The sequence below is a fragment of the Streptomyces sp. NBC_00433 genome (assembly GCA_036015235.1).
In the GTDB taxonomy this organism is placed as follows: Bacteria; Actinomycetota; Actinomycetes; order Streptomycetales; family Streptomycetaceae; genus Actinacidiphila.
This window is the reverse complement of record CP107926.1, coordinates 6,197,519-6,214,405: the sequence shown is the minus strand read 5'-3', so window position 1 is coordinate 6,214,405 and position 16,887 is coordinate 6,197,519. Positions and strand designations below refer to the sequence as shown.

The window sequence follows — 16,887 nt, the reverse complement described above, 5'->3', positions numbered from 1 at the left end:
CTAGTGCTGGTAGCCGTAGACACCGCGCGACTGGTCGCGGACCAGCCGCCCCTTCTCCAGTTCGATGACGCGCTTGCGCATCTGGTCGACGATGTTCTGGTCGTGGGTGGCCATCACCACGGTGGTGCCGGTCCTGTTGATCCGGTCGAGCAGCCGCATGATGCCCACCGACGTCTGCGGGTCGAGGTTTCCGGTCGGCTCGTCCGCGATCAGCAGCATGGGCCGGTTCACGAAGGCACGGGCGATCGCCACGCGCTGCTGCTCGCCACCGGACAGCTCGCCCGGCATCCGGTCCTCCTTGCCGGCCAGGCCGACCAGGTCCAGCACCTCGGGCACGGTCTTGCGGATGGTGCCGCGGGCCTTGCCGATCACTTCGAGGGCGAAGGCGACGTTCTGGGCGACCGTCTTGTTCGGCAGCAGCCGGAAGTCCTGGAAGACCGTGCCGAGCTGGCGCCGCATGTGCGGGACCTTCCAGTTCGACAGCCGGTTCAGGTCCTTGCCGAGCACGTGCACCATGCCGGTGTCGGTCCGCTCCTCACGCAGGATGAGCCGCAGGAAGGTCGACTTGCCCGAGCCCGAGGAGCCCACCAGGAAGACGAACTCACCCTTCTCGATCTCCAGCGACACATCCCGCAGCGCGGGGCGGTTCTGCTTGGGGTAGGTCTTGGTGACGTTGTCGAATCGGATCACGTTCGCACCAGGGGTTTGCGGGGTGAGCGGACAGGGGATGAGGGCGACACTACGCGACGGGGCAAGCCGTGCGCAGTCGTCGTAGCGGGTTGGTGGGCCGTCCCACAGGGCATAACCGGGCAAGCCCGCGCATTCCCGCCCCACGCCCCCGGGGCGCACCCCGGCTCGGAACCTGTCACAGTAGATAGTGCGTACGCAGTGCCGACCCCAGGACTGGCGAGTACCCCTCCCGGGAACGATTCACCCACCGGGAGCGTTCACCGGACGGAGTGAGGAGACCCCCATGACAGTCGACCGGCTGGTGTGCGCGAACTGTTCCGGCCCGGTGGCCGAAGGCCGCTGCCCCGTGTGCCGCGCGAACCGCGCCCGCATGGAGCAGGAGCCCGGCTGGTCCTCCATATCCCCCGCCACCCTGATCGCCCTCCTGGTGGCCCTGCTGGCCGTCGTCCTGGTCGTGGAGCACGCCACGGCGTGACCTTCGCCGTCACTCTCCGTTAGCCGTCGCCCGGTCCGAGGTGCTGCGCAGGACGCAGAATTCGTTGCCCTCCGGGTCGGCGAGGACCGCCCAGCCCGTACCGTCCGGATTCCGGCGATCGGCGACGAAGGTGGCACCGATGCCCAGCAGCCGCTCCACTTCCTGATCCCGCGAGGTCTCGGGCCGCAGGCACAGGTGGATGCGGTTCTTGTCGGCCTTGGCCTCGGGCACCTGGTTGAAGTGCAGCACGGGCCCGTCCTCCGACAGCAGCACTTGGGCCTCCGGATCCCCCGGAAAGTCATCCGCATGCAGCGGACACCCCGTCACCTTGCTCCAGAAGCTCGCCAACGCGTAGGCGTCGGCACAGTCGATCGCTACGTTCTGCACCACTGAGACCATGCGCGCGAGCTTCCCTCATCTTCCGGCCGGACGCCACGGGTGTTGCGCGCGACCGCCGAACGGATTCCTCGGCGGGTTCGACAAGGATGTGGTGGACCAGCTCCACGTCACCGCGGAAGTCGAACAGGGCGTCGAGCTCGTCGTCATGTTGCTGTCGACCACTGCCGTCAGACGTGAGGTCGTAGGTGACCGCGTGGGTCTCCTTTTATAACCGCTGGCAATAACTAGACGCAATGCAGCGATTTAAGAACTCTGACTGCCAAATCGCTTACACTCTTATCCGATTGGGAACACGGGAGATCGCGCAACCTCGCCAAAATCTCAGTGCCCGCCCCTGAGGCAGATTCCTCGGAAATCCCGTCGCGCAGCCACCGCAGCCACCCAACAACCATGCGAACTCCAAAACCAAGGAGATACTCTCCGCTGTCCGCATCCCCTTCGTTGTGCGCAATCAAGACAATTTTCAAGGCTGCAGACAGGCGGCTGACCGGCAGGTCGTGCGACGACAACACCAGCCCCAACTCGTCGAATCTGCCGATCGCCGCTTTGTCAGCCGTCCACTCATACGGAATCGTGGAACCAGCAACACTCGTCAGGGAAATAGGCACCCCCCCAGGATCGAGGATCACATCAATACGCGACGCATTTCCTGGATCGTCTACCGAGACCCGGATCCGATGCAACCCGGGAGACCCGAAACCCTGGACGAAAGTGGACACATTGAGGATATCTCCAACTGCGATGCAACCGTCAGCAAGCGAGATGTCCCCGTCAAAGACGACGGTGCCCCTAGCCGGTCCGATCCTATTCCACAATTTGACGCGCACCAGTCCGACCTGCGCCCTCGCCGCAACGTGGATGTGCTTGTCGGATGCCGTCGCAGGTGCACCGCCCAACTGGGAGGCAGCCGATGGAGCTTCCTTGGACCCAAGGCGAACCGTGCCGTGGTTCAGATAGATATCCGTGCTAGCAATCAGCATCTGCCAGTCCTTGAATGAGAGTGCGCCTGACCGACGCGTGGTCGGCCAGGCGCAGATTCCAGCTAAACCGTATGGCCAGGAAGAAGCTCCGCCAGCTTTTCCACGGCACTAGGTATACCCGGCAGACCCGGGAACGTTGGATCATGGTATCCGTGATTCCGGAGCATCTGCTGAGCCTTCTGTACCGCGACAGACTGCGTTTCGCTGCACACCTGACAATGCGGGAACAGGTTCCTCGGTGTACTGGTGGGTCCGATGCCGGACTGCGGCTGATGGTCTCCGATCATCGTCGGAGTGCTTCCGCCGCATGTGTGGCATGCCTTCCCCTGCATCGCCGCACTCTGTTCAGGCGTTACCACAGGTCCCGTCGCAGGAACCGACTCATTGGCGTGGGGCCCAACTTGCAGGGTATCGGCTTCCCCTTGAGTCAGCGTGACGTCGCAGTTGTGGACCAGGACCGGGGCCGCCCCCGCGAGCACATAGTACGAGTGGAGGTCCGCGACCGTGAGGTCGTAGGTGACTGCGTGGCGGTGGTAGTTGCGGACCGTTGTGACGGTGGCCGTCGTGCCGTCGGGTCGGCGGAAGTGGGTGCCGGGGGTGAGGGACTGGGCGTCGGTCCAGCGGTGGTGGGTGGCGTCCCAGAAGGGGTGGTGCCAGGTGGTGGTCAGGTGGGACGGCGGGGCGTTGGGGTGGGCGTCGTCTGTGGTCAGGGTCAGGTCGGTGAAGTCCTCGTCGGTGTGGGTGACGATGACCTTCAGGACCTTCTCCGGACGGGTCAGTCCGGTCTGCGGGTCGGTCGCCTGGACCGTGTCGCCGACCTTGACCTGGGAGATGGCCTTCGTTCCCCCGCCGGCCAGGGACACCGGCGTGTCCGCCAGGAAGCTGTGCGGGGCGGAGCAGCCCGGCGCCGGGCTGGGGGCCTCCTCGGCGGCCTCGTCGGCCGCCGCCTTCGCGTCGCTCATCGCCGACGCCGAGGAGGCCTCCCGTTTGGCGGCCAGGACGTCCTCGGCGACGTTCACGGCCTCCTGGGTGTCCTTGATGAGGCCTTCTGCCTTCTCCACCTCGCGCCAGATTTTGAACGCCTTGACGCCGACCTTGAAGGCCTTGAAGACCTTCGTCCACGGGACGCTGCCGAGGGCCGTGTTGATGCAGCCCATCACGTTGCCCTCGGTGAAGCAGCTGATCGCGTCGTTGACGCCGATGAGGTCGCCGACCAGGTGGACGATCTTGCTGAGCAGGCCCTCCTTGTGGGCCCTCGCGGCCGCCGCGACCTGGTTGGCGGTGTCCGCGGCGCGCTGCGCGGCCGCCGCGTCGTCCTGCGCCTTCTTGGTGGTGTCGGACGTGGAGGGCTTGCCCGAACCTCCGCCGCCACCCCCGCTGTCGGTGCCGCTGCCCGGCTGGTGCGAGCGCTTGTTGCCGTAGATGAAGTGCCCGTTGTACATCTGGCACTCGTAGTAGAGGCAGTCTTCCGGCTGGTTGCCGCTCGGGTCGGACAGCGTGACGGGGCTGTTGTCGGAATAGGCGTAGGCGTTCAGGGACTGGGGGTCGCCTGGCGCGAGCAGCGGGTCGGGGGTCAGGAAGCGGCCGGTGGTGGCGTCGTATTCGCGGGCCCCGAGGTTGGTCAGGCCGGTGGTGTCGTCCTGCTGGCCGCCGACGTAGCCGCGGCTGCCGAGCCAGCCGCTGGTGGCGGTGCGGGTCCGGCCGAAGGGCAGGTACTGGCGGCGGGTGAGGGCCTGGCTGACCGCGTCGATCTGGATCTGGCCGGTGCCCTGGCGGTCGGACGCCAGGTAGGCGAAGGCGCCCTCGGAGGAGTGGACGGCGACGGTGAGTCCGGCGATGGAGATGTAGCGGACGCCGGTGCGGCCGGTGGCGCCGGTCTTGAGGGTGACCTCCTCGTCGCCGAGGAAGGCGGTGCTGCCGGTGGCGTCCCGCCGCACGAGCAGGTTGCCGTCGGCGCCGTAGACGTAGGTCGTGTCGCCGGCGGTCCCGGTCTGCTGGAGCTTGGCGAGCCTGCCGGCGGTGTCGAAGGTGAAGGTGTCGGTGCCGGCCTGGGTGGTGCGGGTGGCGACGTTGCCGGCCTGGTCGTAGGTGTAGGAGGTGACCGCGTCGGGCACGGGGGCGCCCGGGGTGTGGGTGGCGACCTGGGCCAGGGCGTGGGCGGGGCCGCCGGTGGCCTTGGCGTCGGTCGAGGTGGCGACGGCGTCCTTGGCGGCGTCGCCCGCCAGGTCGTGGTCGGTCTGGGTGGCGCGGTCGCCGGTGGCGTCGTAGGTCCAGGACTGCCAGTAGGGGGCCGGGCCGCCCACGGTGGCGGCGGATCCCGCGGCCGGGGTGGCGGCGCAGGCGTCGGTGGCGGTCCAGGCGGCGGCGAGCCGCTGCGCGCCGTCGTAGCCGAAGCACTGCGTGTCGGTCTGGCCGGTGTCGAGCTGGTCGCTGATCCGGGTGACCTGGCCGGAGGCCTTGTAGGCGTACGAGGTGGAGTCCGCGCGTACCCGCCCGGACTGGGTGACCGTCAGCTGGCCCTTCAGCCGCCGGGTCTGCTCGTCGTAGGAATACGTGGTCTGCGCGAAGTTCCCCGACGGGCCGAAGGTGAACTGCGCGGGCTCGTTGTATTCGGTCCAGGCCAGCTTGTCGACGTAGTCCCAGCTGCCGACGTCGCCGCCGGCGGAGGTGGGCCGCCCGAAGGTGTCGTAGCCGTAGCTGACGGTCTCCTGCGGGAGGGCGCCCGCGGCGCCGTCGGTGTAGGAGTGCAGGTTGCCGGTCGGGGTGTAGGTGCGGTCGGTGATGTACGTGCCCGCGGGGTTGCCGTCGCCGGCCGGGATGATCGTCTCGGTCGACTGGGTCCAGCCGTGGCTGTCGTAGCCGAGGACCTTGCCGGTGTAGGCGAGCCCGTCGTCGTAGCTGGTGGACGAGGTGGGCAGGCCCTTCTTGAGGGTGTCGTAGGTCCAGGACGCCAGCCTGTTCGCGGTGCCGGGAGTGGCGCCGCCGGTGGTGTCGTAGGTGGCGGTCGGGCGGCCGAGCTCGTCGTACGCGGTGGTGACCGTCTTGCCGCGCGCGTCGGTGGCGGTGAGCTGCTGGCCTGTCAGGTCGTAGGTGCTGCTGGTGGTGCCGGTGTCCGGGTCGGTCTGGGAGGTCTTCCGGCCGAGCATGTCGTAGGCGGACGACCAGGTGTTGCCGTCGCCGTCCTTGAGGCCGGTCTGGTGGCCGGACTTGTCGTAGGTGTACGTGATGGTGTCGGCCGGGCCGCTCGGCGTCGTGCCGTGGTAGGTGAGCAGCTTGACGGTGCGGCCGCGGCCGTCGGTGAAGGTCGAGGTGGGCGAGGCGCCGTCCGGCGGGGTGATGTCGGTGCGGTCGGAGCCGGGGTAGGCCGTGGTGGTGCGCCAGGTCTCGGAGCCGAGGGTGTAGGCGGCGGAGGCGGTGACGCGGCCGGCGCCGTCGTAGAAGGTGGCGGTCTCGGCGGCGACCTGGTCGTCGGGGGCGTAGACGAGCGTCCCGTCCGGTGAACCCTTGGTGTAATAGGGGCCGTTGGCCTTGACCGTCCAGCCGTGGTCGTCGTAGGCGACGTCGGTGATGACCCGGCCGCCGTCGACGGTGGCGGTCTGCGTCTCGCGCGGCCGCAGCAGGGCGTCGTAGATGCCGACGGAGGTCTGGTACGTGGTCGCGCTGCCGTTGTCGACCAGCGTCTTCGTGGTGACCGTGGAGGGCACCTCGCTGGACAGGGCATAGCTGTAGGTGACGTTGGGCTGCGCATTGAGGGACTGCGAGAAGCCGGCCTTCCAGCCGGCGGTGATCCGGCCCAGCGGGTCGTAGGTGCTGCTGGTGGTGTAGCCGGACACGTCGGTGGTGGCGAGCGGCAGGCCGCGGGCCGGGTCGTAGGTGGTGGTGGAGTTGAAGGCCTGGAGCTGGCCGGTCACCTGCGGCTCGGTGGTCTTGATCTTGGTGGGCGCGGCGCCGGTCGCCGGGGTGTATGCGGTGATGGTGCGGTGGCCGAGCGCGTCGGTCTGGCTCAGCTGCCGGCCGTAGATGTCGTAGTCGGCCGTGGTGGTGCCGGGCAGCACGTTGGTGCTGGCGGTGACGTAGTGCGGTGTGCCGGCGGAAGTGGCCGAGTCGGCCTTCTTCACCATCGTGACGTCGGCGGCTCCGGTGACCGGGGCGGTGCTGTCGGTGGAGCCGTCGTAGAAGATCAGGTCGTCGCTGAGCAGGTCGGCGGGGTAGGTCGGGGTGGCGGCGCACCCGACGCCGAGCGAGGTGATGCGGCGCGGAGCGGGCAGCGGCTTGCCGCCGGCGCCGGTGGCGTAGTCCGTCTTCTCGCAGCGGTCGTCGGCGGTGGTGGACAGGTCGCCCTTGTCGTCGACGGCGAGCACGAGGCCGGTGGCGGCGTCGTGGGTGTAGTCGGTCTCGTCGGTGATCGCGGTGCCGTCGGCCTTGGTCGTGGTGGCGCGCTCACGGGCCAGGCCCAGGATGTGCGCGGTGAGCGGCCCGAGGCCGGCCCAGGTGCGGGCCTGCGTCGCGGTCGCCGCGCTCTCCCAGGGGACGGTCACCGCGTCGGAGAGCAGGGCGCCGCCGTCGCCGTTGTAGTTGCGGGCCTCGAAGACCTGCCCGGCGTACCAGTCCTTGTCGGTGGCGGTGACGTCGCCGCCCGCCGAGGTGAGGGACACGCTGCGGGTGCCGCCGGACGTCTTGTCGCCGTCCATGCCGCGGAAGTAGTTCAGCCGGGTCAGGGTGACGCCGGTGGTGTCGGAGCCGGTGCGGGTCTCGACCTGGCCGTAGCCGCGCCACTGGTTCCAGGTGCGGTACTTGGCCAGGGTCCCGGGGTCGTCGGCGAAGTGCCAGGCGGGGTCGCCGACGTAGGAGTAGACCGTCTCCATGGGCTGGCCGCCGCCGGTGGGGTCCTGCTCGGTGACGGCGTGGACCAGGTATTTGTTGAACCAGTCGAGCTCCGGGTCGACCTTGCCGGGCGGCGTCCAGTAGACGGGGTAGCACAGCAGGTGGTTGCTGTCCGGGGCGCTGGGCAGCACGGTGGTGCCGAGCCGGTGGCACTGCGGGGTCGTGTACTGGACCTTGATGACCTCGCCGGTCTCGGTGGTGATGTCGGTCAGCCGGTAGCGGGCCAGCGGCTGGTAGCCGTCGAGGCCGTCGACCCGGTTGACCATCGCCTGGCCGGCGAAGGTGACGGGCCCGGTGGCCAGGGTGCCGCCGTCGAGGCCGGTGCGGGTGATGCCGTTCAGCCAGGCGGTCGGCGTGGTGGTGTCCTTGGCGTCGGCCGGCGGCGGGAAGCCGTGGGCCAGCGCCCAGGAGTCGACGTTCTGGTAGCCGGTGCCGACCAGCACCTGGGTGCGTATCGCGGTGAGCCACCTGGTGGTGAAGTAGGCGGGGCCGTGGTTGTTGCAGGTGCCGGTGGACGCGCATATCTGGTCGGCCGGCACGTCGGGCCAGTGGGCGGCGTTCGCGGCGGTGAGCTTGGCAGGTGCGCAGTCGAAGGTGTCGGTGGGCAGGCAGCGTTCCGCGGTGTCGAAGAAGACCTGGGCGGCGGCGGGGGTGCCCGCGGTGTCGTAGACCTTGCCCGCCCGCTGGCCGTACTGGATCTTCGTCAGGTAGCCGCCGCGGGTGTACGCCGCCGGGGTGGTGGTGTTGGCCGCGCCGTAGTAGCCGGTCTCCGGGGTGTACCAGTAGCTGATGGCGTTGCCGTGGTCGTCGACCGCGTAGTCGAGATTCCACCGGTAGGCCTGGTTGCAGGCGGAGGCGGCGAAGGTCGAGGCGTGGCAGGGCTCGCCGGTGTCGTTGCCGTAGACGCGGGCGGTCCACACCGAGTTGGTCACCGGGTCGTCGGCGGCGGTGCCGTGGTCGGACCAGCCGGGCAGCTGGTTGAGGCCGAAGTAGTACGTGGTGCCGTCGGTGGTGGTGACGCTGAAGGAGCGGTGTTCCTTGTCCGGGTTGGCGGCGTCGGTGCCGATCTTGACGATCTCGCCGGAGTCGCCCTGCGGGTGCCAGGTGTCGGTGGCGTCGTCGTGGACCAGGGTGTTGGAGGCGCCGTTGAGGGACAGGGTGATCTGATCGGTGGCGTCCGACCAGCACTGGTCACCGGTCTTGGGGCTGCCGCCGGCGGTGTCGTCGGCGCAGCCCGCGTAGGACTCCTCGACGAAGCCCGGCGAATACTCCCAGCCGTCGCCGATCCAGGACGCCTGCGGTGAGGTGGTCGAGGTGCGGCCGTCGATGCTCTGCGCGCTGTAGCCGAGCGCCACGGACGGCTGCAGGCCGCCGGGGACGTCGGGGGTGCCGATCGGGTAGGACCAGGAGAAGTCACCGGTCGCGCCGCCGCCGGACCACTGGCCCGAGGGCGACAGCGAGGTGGCGGCGAAGCTGCCGCCGCCGCCCGCGGTGCCCGCGTCGGCGGCCAGCACCGCGGTGGTGGACAGCGGCACCACGGCGGAGACCACGTGAGTGCCGCTGTCGTTGGTGGAGGCGAGCGGCGCCTCGGTCTGGCAGGCGGGCAGGTCGGGTGTGGTCAGCGCGCACGCGGGCAGCGACACCAGCCGCAGCCGTGAGCCCCAGTCGGCGCCGTAGGCGTCCTTGAAGGCGCTGTAGTCCAGGCTGACCTGGACGTCGCCGGTGCCCGTGCCGCCGTCGGTCCGCGCGACCTGGAGGATCAGGCCGCCCAGGTGGAGGCGCTGGGCCGCGCGCTGGTCGGCGACGGTGACCCGGGCGCGGGTGACGGGGGCCTGGGCGGCGGAGGCCTTGGCCGCGGCGGCCGCGGTCCGCCCCGCGTGCGGCACGGCCGCCTGGGCGATACGGACCGGGAGCGCGGCGGCCCGCGCGGCGGTGGCGGCCACGGCCACGTCGGCGCTGCCCGCGGCGGGCCAGCTGCGGTGCGCCGCCTCCGGGTCCCACGCCGGCATCGAGGGGACCTTGACGCCGTGGTGCGCGACCGGTTTGACGGGGACGACGCGTTCCTTGCCCGGCTTGACGTCGTAGTGCGGCGCATCGGCGACCGCTGCCGGTCCGCCCGCCACGAAGGGCACGACGAGGGCGAGCAGGGCGGCCCACATGCCCCAGGCCCACGTTTTCCGCGCGCCTCTCGCCGAACGACGACGCAATGGCATGCCGATAAGACTGCGCACCGCAAACCCCCCAAGGCGTGGAACAGCAGAAGGCAGAAGCTAGCAACCAGCACCCCGGCACGGGATCTCCAGAAGAGAACAGACAGTAAAGTTTTCACCTTACGAAAACCATGAGGAGGTCAAACACACAGGACTATGCCTCGTAAATCATGTGATGCGGCCCTTTACGCACAGGAGCGACATATCCGATTCACGGGGGCATCGTGGACCACATTGAGCCCACAAGCCAGCAGGCCGTGCGGATGACTTGACTGTGCGTCATACGTCGGCGACTACTTGTGGATTCGAACACGCAGCCGCTAGCTTGCTCCGGGTTGTGTCTCTCGATTCGACTCGACTCAGGGGTGGGGGAAATGCGTCAGCGAGTGAGTTTGTGCTGCAATAAACCAGGGAAACGCGGACGATGGAGGTCCGCTTTCATTGCTGGTGTGCTTGTTGTGGGAATTACGCCGGGGCTCGCGCTCGCCGGCGCCGGACCCGCGGGCGCCGACACCGGAAGCACCGGCGGCACCGCTCCCGTATCGGGAGGGCAGGGCACCGCCGCGCCGCGGCCCGACGAACCGGCGGCGCCGCCCGGCGTACCGCTGGCGCCCAGGGACGACGCCGACGGCCTGACGCCCGCGCAGCGCCGGGCCCTCCAGGCCGCGCAGGATCAGGCCACCGCCCAGGGCAGGCCCGTCACCGTCGACGCGCTGACCACCGAGACGTCCACCACGACGGCGAACCCCTCGGGCACCACCACCTACGACTCCACCCTGCTGCCGACCCGCGTCCGCAAGAACGGCGCCTGGACACCCGTCGACGCGACGCTGGTGCGCAATGCCGACGGCACCTACAGCCCGGCCGCGGCGACGGGAAGCCTCCGCCTCTCCGGCGGCGGGACGGCCGCGCCGCTCGCGGTCATGGGCTCCGGCGGCGAGCAGCTGGCCTTCGGCTGGCCCACCGCGCTGCCCGCGCCGACCGCCGCCGCCGACGCCCTCACCTACCCCGACGTGCTGCCGGACGTCGACCTGAAGGTCACCGCGACCACGCTCGGCGGCTTCTCCGAAGTGCTGGTCGTCAAGACGCCCGCGGCCGCGGCCGATCCGCGGCTCGGCACCCTCGCGCTGAGCACCCGCGCCACCGGCGTCACCGTCAAGGACGCGGGACCCGACGGGCTCGCCGCCGTCACGGCGAAGGGCGAGGTCGCCTTCAGCGCCCCCGCGCCGCTCATGTGGGACTCGGCGCGCGCCGCGGGCGCGGCCCCGGCACGTACCGTCGCCCCCGCCACCCGGGCCAGGTCGGCCGCGCTGCCCGCCGCCGCGAGCCCGCAACCGGGCGCGCACACCGCCGCTCTGGGCGTACGGGTCGCCGCCGGCGCCCTCACCCTGACCCCGGACCGGAAGCTGCTCACCGGCGAGGACACCGTCTACCCGGTCTACATCGACCCGAGCTGGAATCCGCACCCGACGTCCGGGTCACGCCAGCACTGGGCCGAGGTGCAGTCCGGCTGCTCCACGACCTCCAACTACGACTCGACCAAATACGGCGACCCCGGCGTGGGCGACAACACCTACTCAGGGTGCGTCGGCGTCGAGCGGTCGTACTTCCAGCTCGGCATACCCTCCGGGATCTGGGGCGCGCACATCGTCAGCGCGGTCATCAACACCACCGAGACGTACGCGGCGCAGTGCGACACCACCAGCACCGTCAACATGTACCTGACCTCGGCGATCAGCTCCAAGACAACCTGGAGCAACAAGCCGGCCGCCGGCACGAGGATCGACAGCCACTCCTTCGCGCCCGCCTGCACGAGTTACGTCCCCGGCGGCTTCACGGCGACCTCGACCGTCGCGAGCGCGGCGGCCGGGCACTGGTCGTCGCTGACCTACGTGCTGGCCAACGCCAACGAGTCCAACGGCTACCACTTCAAGCGGTTCGCCGCGAACCCCACGGTGAGCATCACCTACAACCACGCGCCCAACCCGCCGGCGACGCCGACCGTCAAGCTCAACTCCTCGACGTACGGCTGCGCCACCGCGACGCCCTACCCGATCCTCGGCAAGACGGTCGCCACCACACCGCCCACCTTGTCGTCGCTGGTCTCCGACACCGACAAGGACGCGCTCCAGGCGACCTACACCTACTGGGTCGGGTCGGGCGCCAAGTCCACGCTGAAGAGCAAGGACGTCTCCAGCGGCCAGCAGGCCCCCGCCTCCTTCCCGCTCACCTACATCAAGAACCTCGCCGACGGCAGCGTCGTCAACTGGCAGGTCTCCGTGAGCGACGGCGAGGATTCCAAGGCCGGCACCTCGACCTGCCACTTCACCGTCGACCAGCGCGCCCCTGTGGAGCCGGACGTCCTCGCCGACGTCTACCCCGACATCGACAAGGGCGGCGGCCCCGGCGCCACGGCCGGCACCCCGGGCACCTTCACCGCGAAGGTCGACCCGGGCACCACCCAGAACAACGCGGCGAAGTTCGTCTTCGGCCTCGACGTCGCGCCCCCGACCACGGGCGCCCCCGCGAGCCAGACCAAGACCGCCTCGAACAACACCGCGCAGTACACGGCGACGCCGGTGGCGCCGGGCACGCACACGCTGTTCGCCTACGCGCTCGACTCGGCCGGCAACGAATCGCCCATGCACGAATACCACTTCACGTCCGTGGGCCACGCCGGGAAGACCTACCCGAGCCTGGCCGCCGCGTTCAACAACACGGCGGTGTCCGACAACGCGACGCCGGCGGTGGCGAACGCCGACGGCGTGGGCGGCTCCTTCTCCCTCCAGGAGATGCAGTCCAAGGGCTGGCAGCCCGGCGGCAGGCTCACCGCCGACGGCGCCACCTTCACCCTCCCGAACTTCGGCGCCGGGGCCGCCGACAACGTCCTGGCGGCGAACCAGACCATCACCATGAACGGCGAGCAGGGCAACGCCCTGGTCTTCCTGGCCATGTCCACGTACGGCGGCAGCGCCGCGGACCACGTGCCCGCCGACCACAGCAGCCCATACGTGCCGGACGGCACCAGCATCAGCGCGACCGACTGCACATACGGCTACGACAACGAGCGGTACAGCGACTGCGGCGAGGCCTCCGGCACGGTCACCTACGCGGACGGCACCGCACCGCAGTCGTACTACCTGGCGGTGCCGGACTGGAGCGTCGGCCCGGCCTCGCTGGCGGTGAGCGCCTTCACCCAGATCAACACGCCCACCGGCCAGATCACGGGCAACCGCAAGGTCTACGCCTTCGCCGTCCCGCTGGCCCCGGGCGCCCACGTCTCCTCGGTGACCCTCCCCGACCTGAGCAGCAAGGCCCAGGCCTTCGTGCCCGGCCTGCACATCCTGGCGATGGCGGTACGCGACACGACGACCGCCCCGGGCGGGGCGTCGTGGACGGGGGCCTGGAGTTCGCCGAACGAGGGCACCTACAACTTCATCGGCGGCAAGTCCTACGGGGATCAGACGTTCCGATCCGTCGTCACACCGAGCGTCGGCGGAAACCGGGCGCGCATCAAGCTCTCGAACACCAACGCGACGACGCCGCTCGACATCGACCACGTGACCTTCGCGCTCCAGGGCAGTGGGCTGGCGGCGGCCGGCACCCCGACCGACATGGCGTTCGGCGGCTCCGCGGGCACGGAGATACCGGTGGGAGGCGAGGTGTTCAGCGACCCGTTGCCCGTGTCGGTGACCGCGGGCCAGAACGTACTGCTGAGCTTTCACTTGGCCAACTCGGTGGCCCACATCCCCGAGCACTCCTGGGCTTCGGGTGTCCTGACCTACATCAGCCCTGTCGGCAGCGGTGACCATACGGCCGACACGGCGAGTTCCGTGTTCACCGGTACGGACCTGCCGCACGGCTACTTCAGCGACATCGTCACCGGCCTGGACCTCGTGACGACGGACGGCAGTCCCACGGTTGTCACTGTCGGGGACGGTCTGGTCGACGCGTCGGCAGGTGCGACGACGGCGATCGGCGGCAGCGGCGCCCAGCCGACGAACTGGCGGCTGGGCGGCGCCCTGTCCCACGCGCTCCGGACGAACACCCAGGACGTCCCGCAGTACGGCGTCGTCGCGGCGGACATCCGGCGGAACCGCCTGGCGACGGATGTGGTCGGCAGCTACGTGGGAACCTTCTCCCTGCTGTCCCGGGTGGACAGGGACATCCTCGCCGAGCCCCAGGTGAACACCGTGGTGATCGCCCAGGGCCTGCAGGACATCGTCTCGGGCAGCGACGACGTCTACCTGACCACCGCCTATCAGACCCTGCTCGACCAGTTGCAGGCGTGGGGGATCAGGACCGTCATCATGACGCTGACACCCTGCGAGGGATACACGACCTGCACCGACACCGCCGACGCCTACCGGCAGACGGTGAACGACTGGATCAGCGGGGTCTCGGCAGGCAACCCGCCGGGGCAGACCTACGTCGACGCCGACGCGGCTGTCGCCGTGGACGACCCCGCCAGCACCGCCACGCCCCCGGAGCAGCAGCTCAGCAGCCAGGCCGCGCCGCTCGACTTCGACTCGGGCGACCACGTCAACCTGTCGGTCGACGGATACGGAGCGGTCGCGAGGACGATCACCGACGATCTGACGGTGCTCGTGCCCCCGCGGCCCTCCGCGCCTTAGCGGGCGCAAGGCACAAGGGTGGGGCCGGAACGCTTCCGCGTTCCGGCCCCACCCTTGTGCGTATGCGTGCTGCCGTCAGGCCGCGTCGCGGCGGCCGGCCGCCAGGCGCGGGGTCAGGCGGAAGCCGATGCCGCCCGCGATCAGGGTCGCGGCACCGAGCAGCAGGAAGGTCGTGCCACTGGAGCCGGTCTCGGCGAGCTGGCTCGTGGTGTCGCCCTGCGGGACCGACTGGGTGTTGTCGGTGCCGGTGTTGTTGTTACCGCAGTCGACGCTCTCACCGGTCAGGGTGCAGGTGTTGTTGTTGCCGTTGGGCTGCGTGCCGCCGCCGGTCGACGACGTACCAGTCGACGCGCCACCCGCGGCATTGCCGCCACCGCCGGCAGCGTTCCCACCGCCGGCAGCGTTGCCACCACCCGCAGCGTTGCCACCACCCGCAGCGTTGCCACCACCCGCAGCGGCGTCACCACCGCCAGCAGCAGCGTCACCACCGCCCGCAGCGGCATCCCCGCCACCCGCGGCAGCGTCACCACCGCCCGCGGCAGCATCCCCGCCACCAGCAGCAGCATCCCCGCCACCCGCGGCAGCATCTCCACCGCCAGCAGCGGCATCCCCGCCACCAGCAGCAGCGTCACCACCGCCCGCGGCAGCATCTCCACCGCCAGCAGCAGCATCCCCGCCACCCGCGGCAGCATCCCCGCCACCAGCAGCAGCGTCACCACCGCCCGCAGCGGCATCCCCGCCACCCGCGGCAGCATCTCCACCGCCAGCAGCGGCATCCCCGCCACCAGCAGCAGCGTCACCGGAGGCACCACCGTTGCCGATCGCGCCGCTCAGCGGGTCGGTCGGGTCGTCCAGGGTGTGGATGCCCGGCTTCGACTGCGACGTCGTGCTGTCGTTCGTCACTGCCTGGGCCGCGCCCACGGCCGTCAGGGAGGCGCCGCCGGCTATGACGGCCGCCGCGGCTATGCGGGCGACACGCAGCCGCGTGTTGCGCTTGCTCATGAGTCGATTACCCCCAGTAGATGTCTGCTTCGGGCTGCGCAGGCAACGTGAGGGTTGTCACTGGAGGGAATCTTCAACGCTCGCCCCCGTGCGCTGACGCCTCAGACATGCGCATGCCGCGCATCACCCTCGCGGCTTTCTTCCGGAGCGTCAAGGCCATTAAGCACACAATGCGTCAATTACCCCTGTGTGCCCGGCACTTCTGCACAAGGCTGTGACATGTCCAACGTCACGGACGGCTCAAGCCGCGGCCTTCTCACGGGACTTGCGCCAGCGGATGCCCGCCTCGATGAAGCCGTCGATGTCGCCGTCGAGGACGCCCTGGGGGTTGCCGACCTCGTGGTCGGTGCGCAGGTCCTTGACCATCTGGTAAGGGTGCAGGACGTACGAACGCATCTGGTTGCCCCAGGAGTTGCCGCCGTCGCTCTTGCCGAGGGAGTCCATCAGGGCCTGCTCCTCCTGGCGGCGGCGTTCGAGCAGCTTGGCCTGGAGGACGTTCATGGCGCTGGCCTTGTTCTGGATCTGGGAGCGCTCGTTCTGGCAGGAGACGACGATGCCGGTGGGGATGTGGGTGATACGGACGGCGGAGTCGGTGGTGTTGACGCCCTGGCCGCCGGGGCCCGAGGCGCGGTAGACGTCGACGCGCAGTTCGGACTCGTCGATCTCGACGTGGTCGCTCTGCTCCACGACCGGGAGGACCTCGACACCGGCGAAGGAGGTCTGGCGGCGGCCCTGGTTGTCGAAGGGGGAGATCCGCACCAGGCGGTGGGTGCCCTGCTCGACGGAGAGGGTGCCGTAGGCGTAGGGGGCCTTGACCACGAAGGTGGTCGACTTGATGCCGGCCTCCTCCGCGTAGGAGGTCTCGTAGACCTCGGTGGCATAGCCGTGGCGCTCGGCCCAGCGCATGTACATCCGCTGGAGCTGCTCGGCGAAGTCCGCCGCGTCGACGCCGCCGGCCTCGGCGCGGATGTTGACCAGGGCCTCGCGGGCGTCGTACTCGCCCGACAGCAGGGTCCTGACCTCCATCTCGTCCAGCGACTTGCGGACCTCTTCCAGCTCGCTCTCGGCCTCGGTGCGGGTGTCGGCGTCGTCCTCGGCCTCGGCCAGCTCGAAGAGGACGGCGAGGTCGTCGATACGGCCGCGCAGCGTCTCGACCTTGCGCAGCTCGGCCTGGAGGTGGGAGAGCCGGCTGGTGATCTTCTGCGCGCTCTCCGGGTCGTCCCACAGGGACGGCACGGCGGCCTGCTCCTCAAGCGCGGCGATGTCGGTCCGCATCCGGTCGAGGTCGAGGACGGCCTCGATCGACCCCATGGTCGAGGACAGGGATTTCAGTTCTTCGGATACATCGACGATTGCCACGGGTCCAGCCTACCGGCTGGCCGAAACCTACCGCCCCTGTCGTGCCGCGAGAGTGCCCTCATCGAGACCCTCGCGGCATGGCGGGGCCGTCACACCGACGCGGTCGCCCTGCTCAGGGTGCCGGAGGAGGTCCTGGTGAATATCTCCAGCGTGTGCGGTGACGCGGCTGCCGCGCCCAGGGCGGTGGGTGTGCCGGGCAGCGGGGCGGTCGACCAGTCGGCGTCGGGGGCGACCGCGGCCTGGCCGCCGGGTGC

At 69.9% G+C, this 16,887-nt stretch carries 8 protein-coding genes; 2 read left to right on the top strand and 6 right to left on the bottom strand.

Going from position 1 to position 16,887, the window contains the following annotated elements:
* Positions 1-690 (bottom strand): cell division ATP-binding protein FtsE, encoded by a 690-nt coding sequence (ftsE, locus tag OG900_26465; GenBank protein ID WUH93308.1) that lies wholly within the window; start codon positions 688-690, stop codon positions 1-3.
* Between the two features lie 283 nt (positions 691-973).
* Between ftsE and OG900_26460 the strand changes: the two genes are divergently transcribed.
* Complete coding sequence (locus OG900_26460; protein WUH93307.1) at positions 974-1,165, top strand: hypothetical protein; 192 nt, start codon at positions 974-976, stop codon at positions 1,163-1,165.
* Positions 1,166-1,174: 9 nt separating this feature from the next.
* On the opposite strand, the gene OG900_26455 is transcribed toward OG900_26460, so the two are convergent.
* The 3 genes from OG900_26455 to OG900_26445 form a co-directional block, all read right to left on the bottom strand.
* The gene (locus OG900_26455; GenBank protein WUH93306.1) at positions 1,175-1,564 is read right to left on the bottom strand and encodes a VOC family protein; all 390 of its coding nucleotides are present in this window, start codon (positions 1,562-1,564) and stop codon (positions 1,175-1,177) included.
* Positions 1,565-1,788: 224 nt separating this feature from the next.
* The gene (locus OG900_26450; GenBank protein ID WUH93305.1) at positions 1,789-2,544 is read right to left on the bottom strand and encodes a hypothetical protein; all 756 of its coding nucleotides are present in this window, start codon (positions 2,542-2,544) and stop codon (positions 1,789-1,791) included.
* Between the two features lie 62 nt (positions 2,545-2,606).
* On the bottom strand, positions 2,607-9,587 hold the full coding sequence (locus OG900_26445; GenBank protein WUH93304.1) for a polymorphic toxin-type HINT domain-containing protein: 6,981 nt from the start codon (positions 9,585-9,587) through the stop codon (positions 2,607-2,609).
* Positions 9,588-10,096: 509 nt separating this feature from the next.
* Here OG900_26445 and OG900_26440 point away from each other — a divergent pair.
* Positions 10,097-14,272 carry a hypothetical protein gene (locus tag OG900_26440; GenBank protein WUH93303.1) on the top strand — a complete coding sequence of 1,392 codons (4,176 nt, stop codon included), beginning with the start codon at positions 10,097-10,099 and terminating at the stop codon, positions 14,270-14,272.
* Between the two features lie 281 nt (positions 14,273-14,553).
* Here the strand turns inward: OG900_26440 and OG900_26435 are convergent, their stop codons facing one another.
* The gene (locus tag OG900_26435; GenBank protein WUH93302.1) at positions 14,554-15,072 is read right to left on the bottom strand and encodes a hypothetical protein; all 519 of its coding nucleotides are present in this window, start codon (positions 15,070-15,072) and stop codon (positions 14,554-14,556) included.
* Positions 15,073-15,514: 442 nt separating this feature from the next.
* Entirely contained in the window at positions 15,515-16,633 is a 1,119-nt protein-coding gene (gene prfB, locus OG900_26430) for a peptide chain release factor 2 (GenBank protein WUH93301.1), read from the bottom strand.
* Between the last annotated feature and the right edge of the window lie 254 nt (positions 16,634-16,887).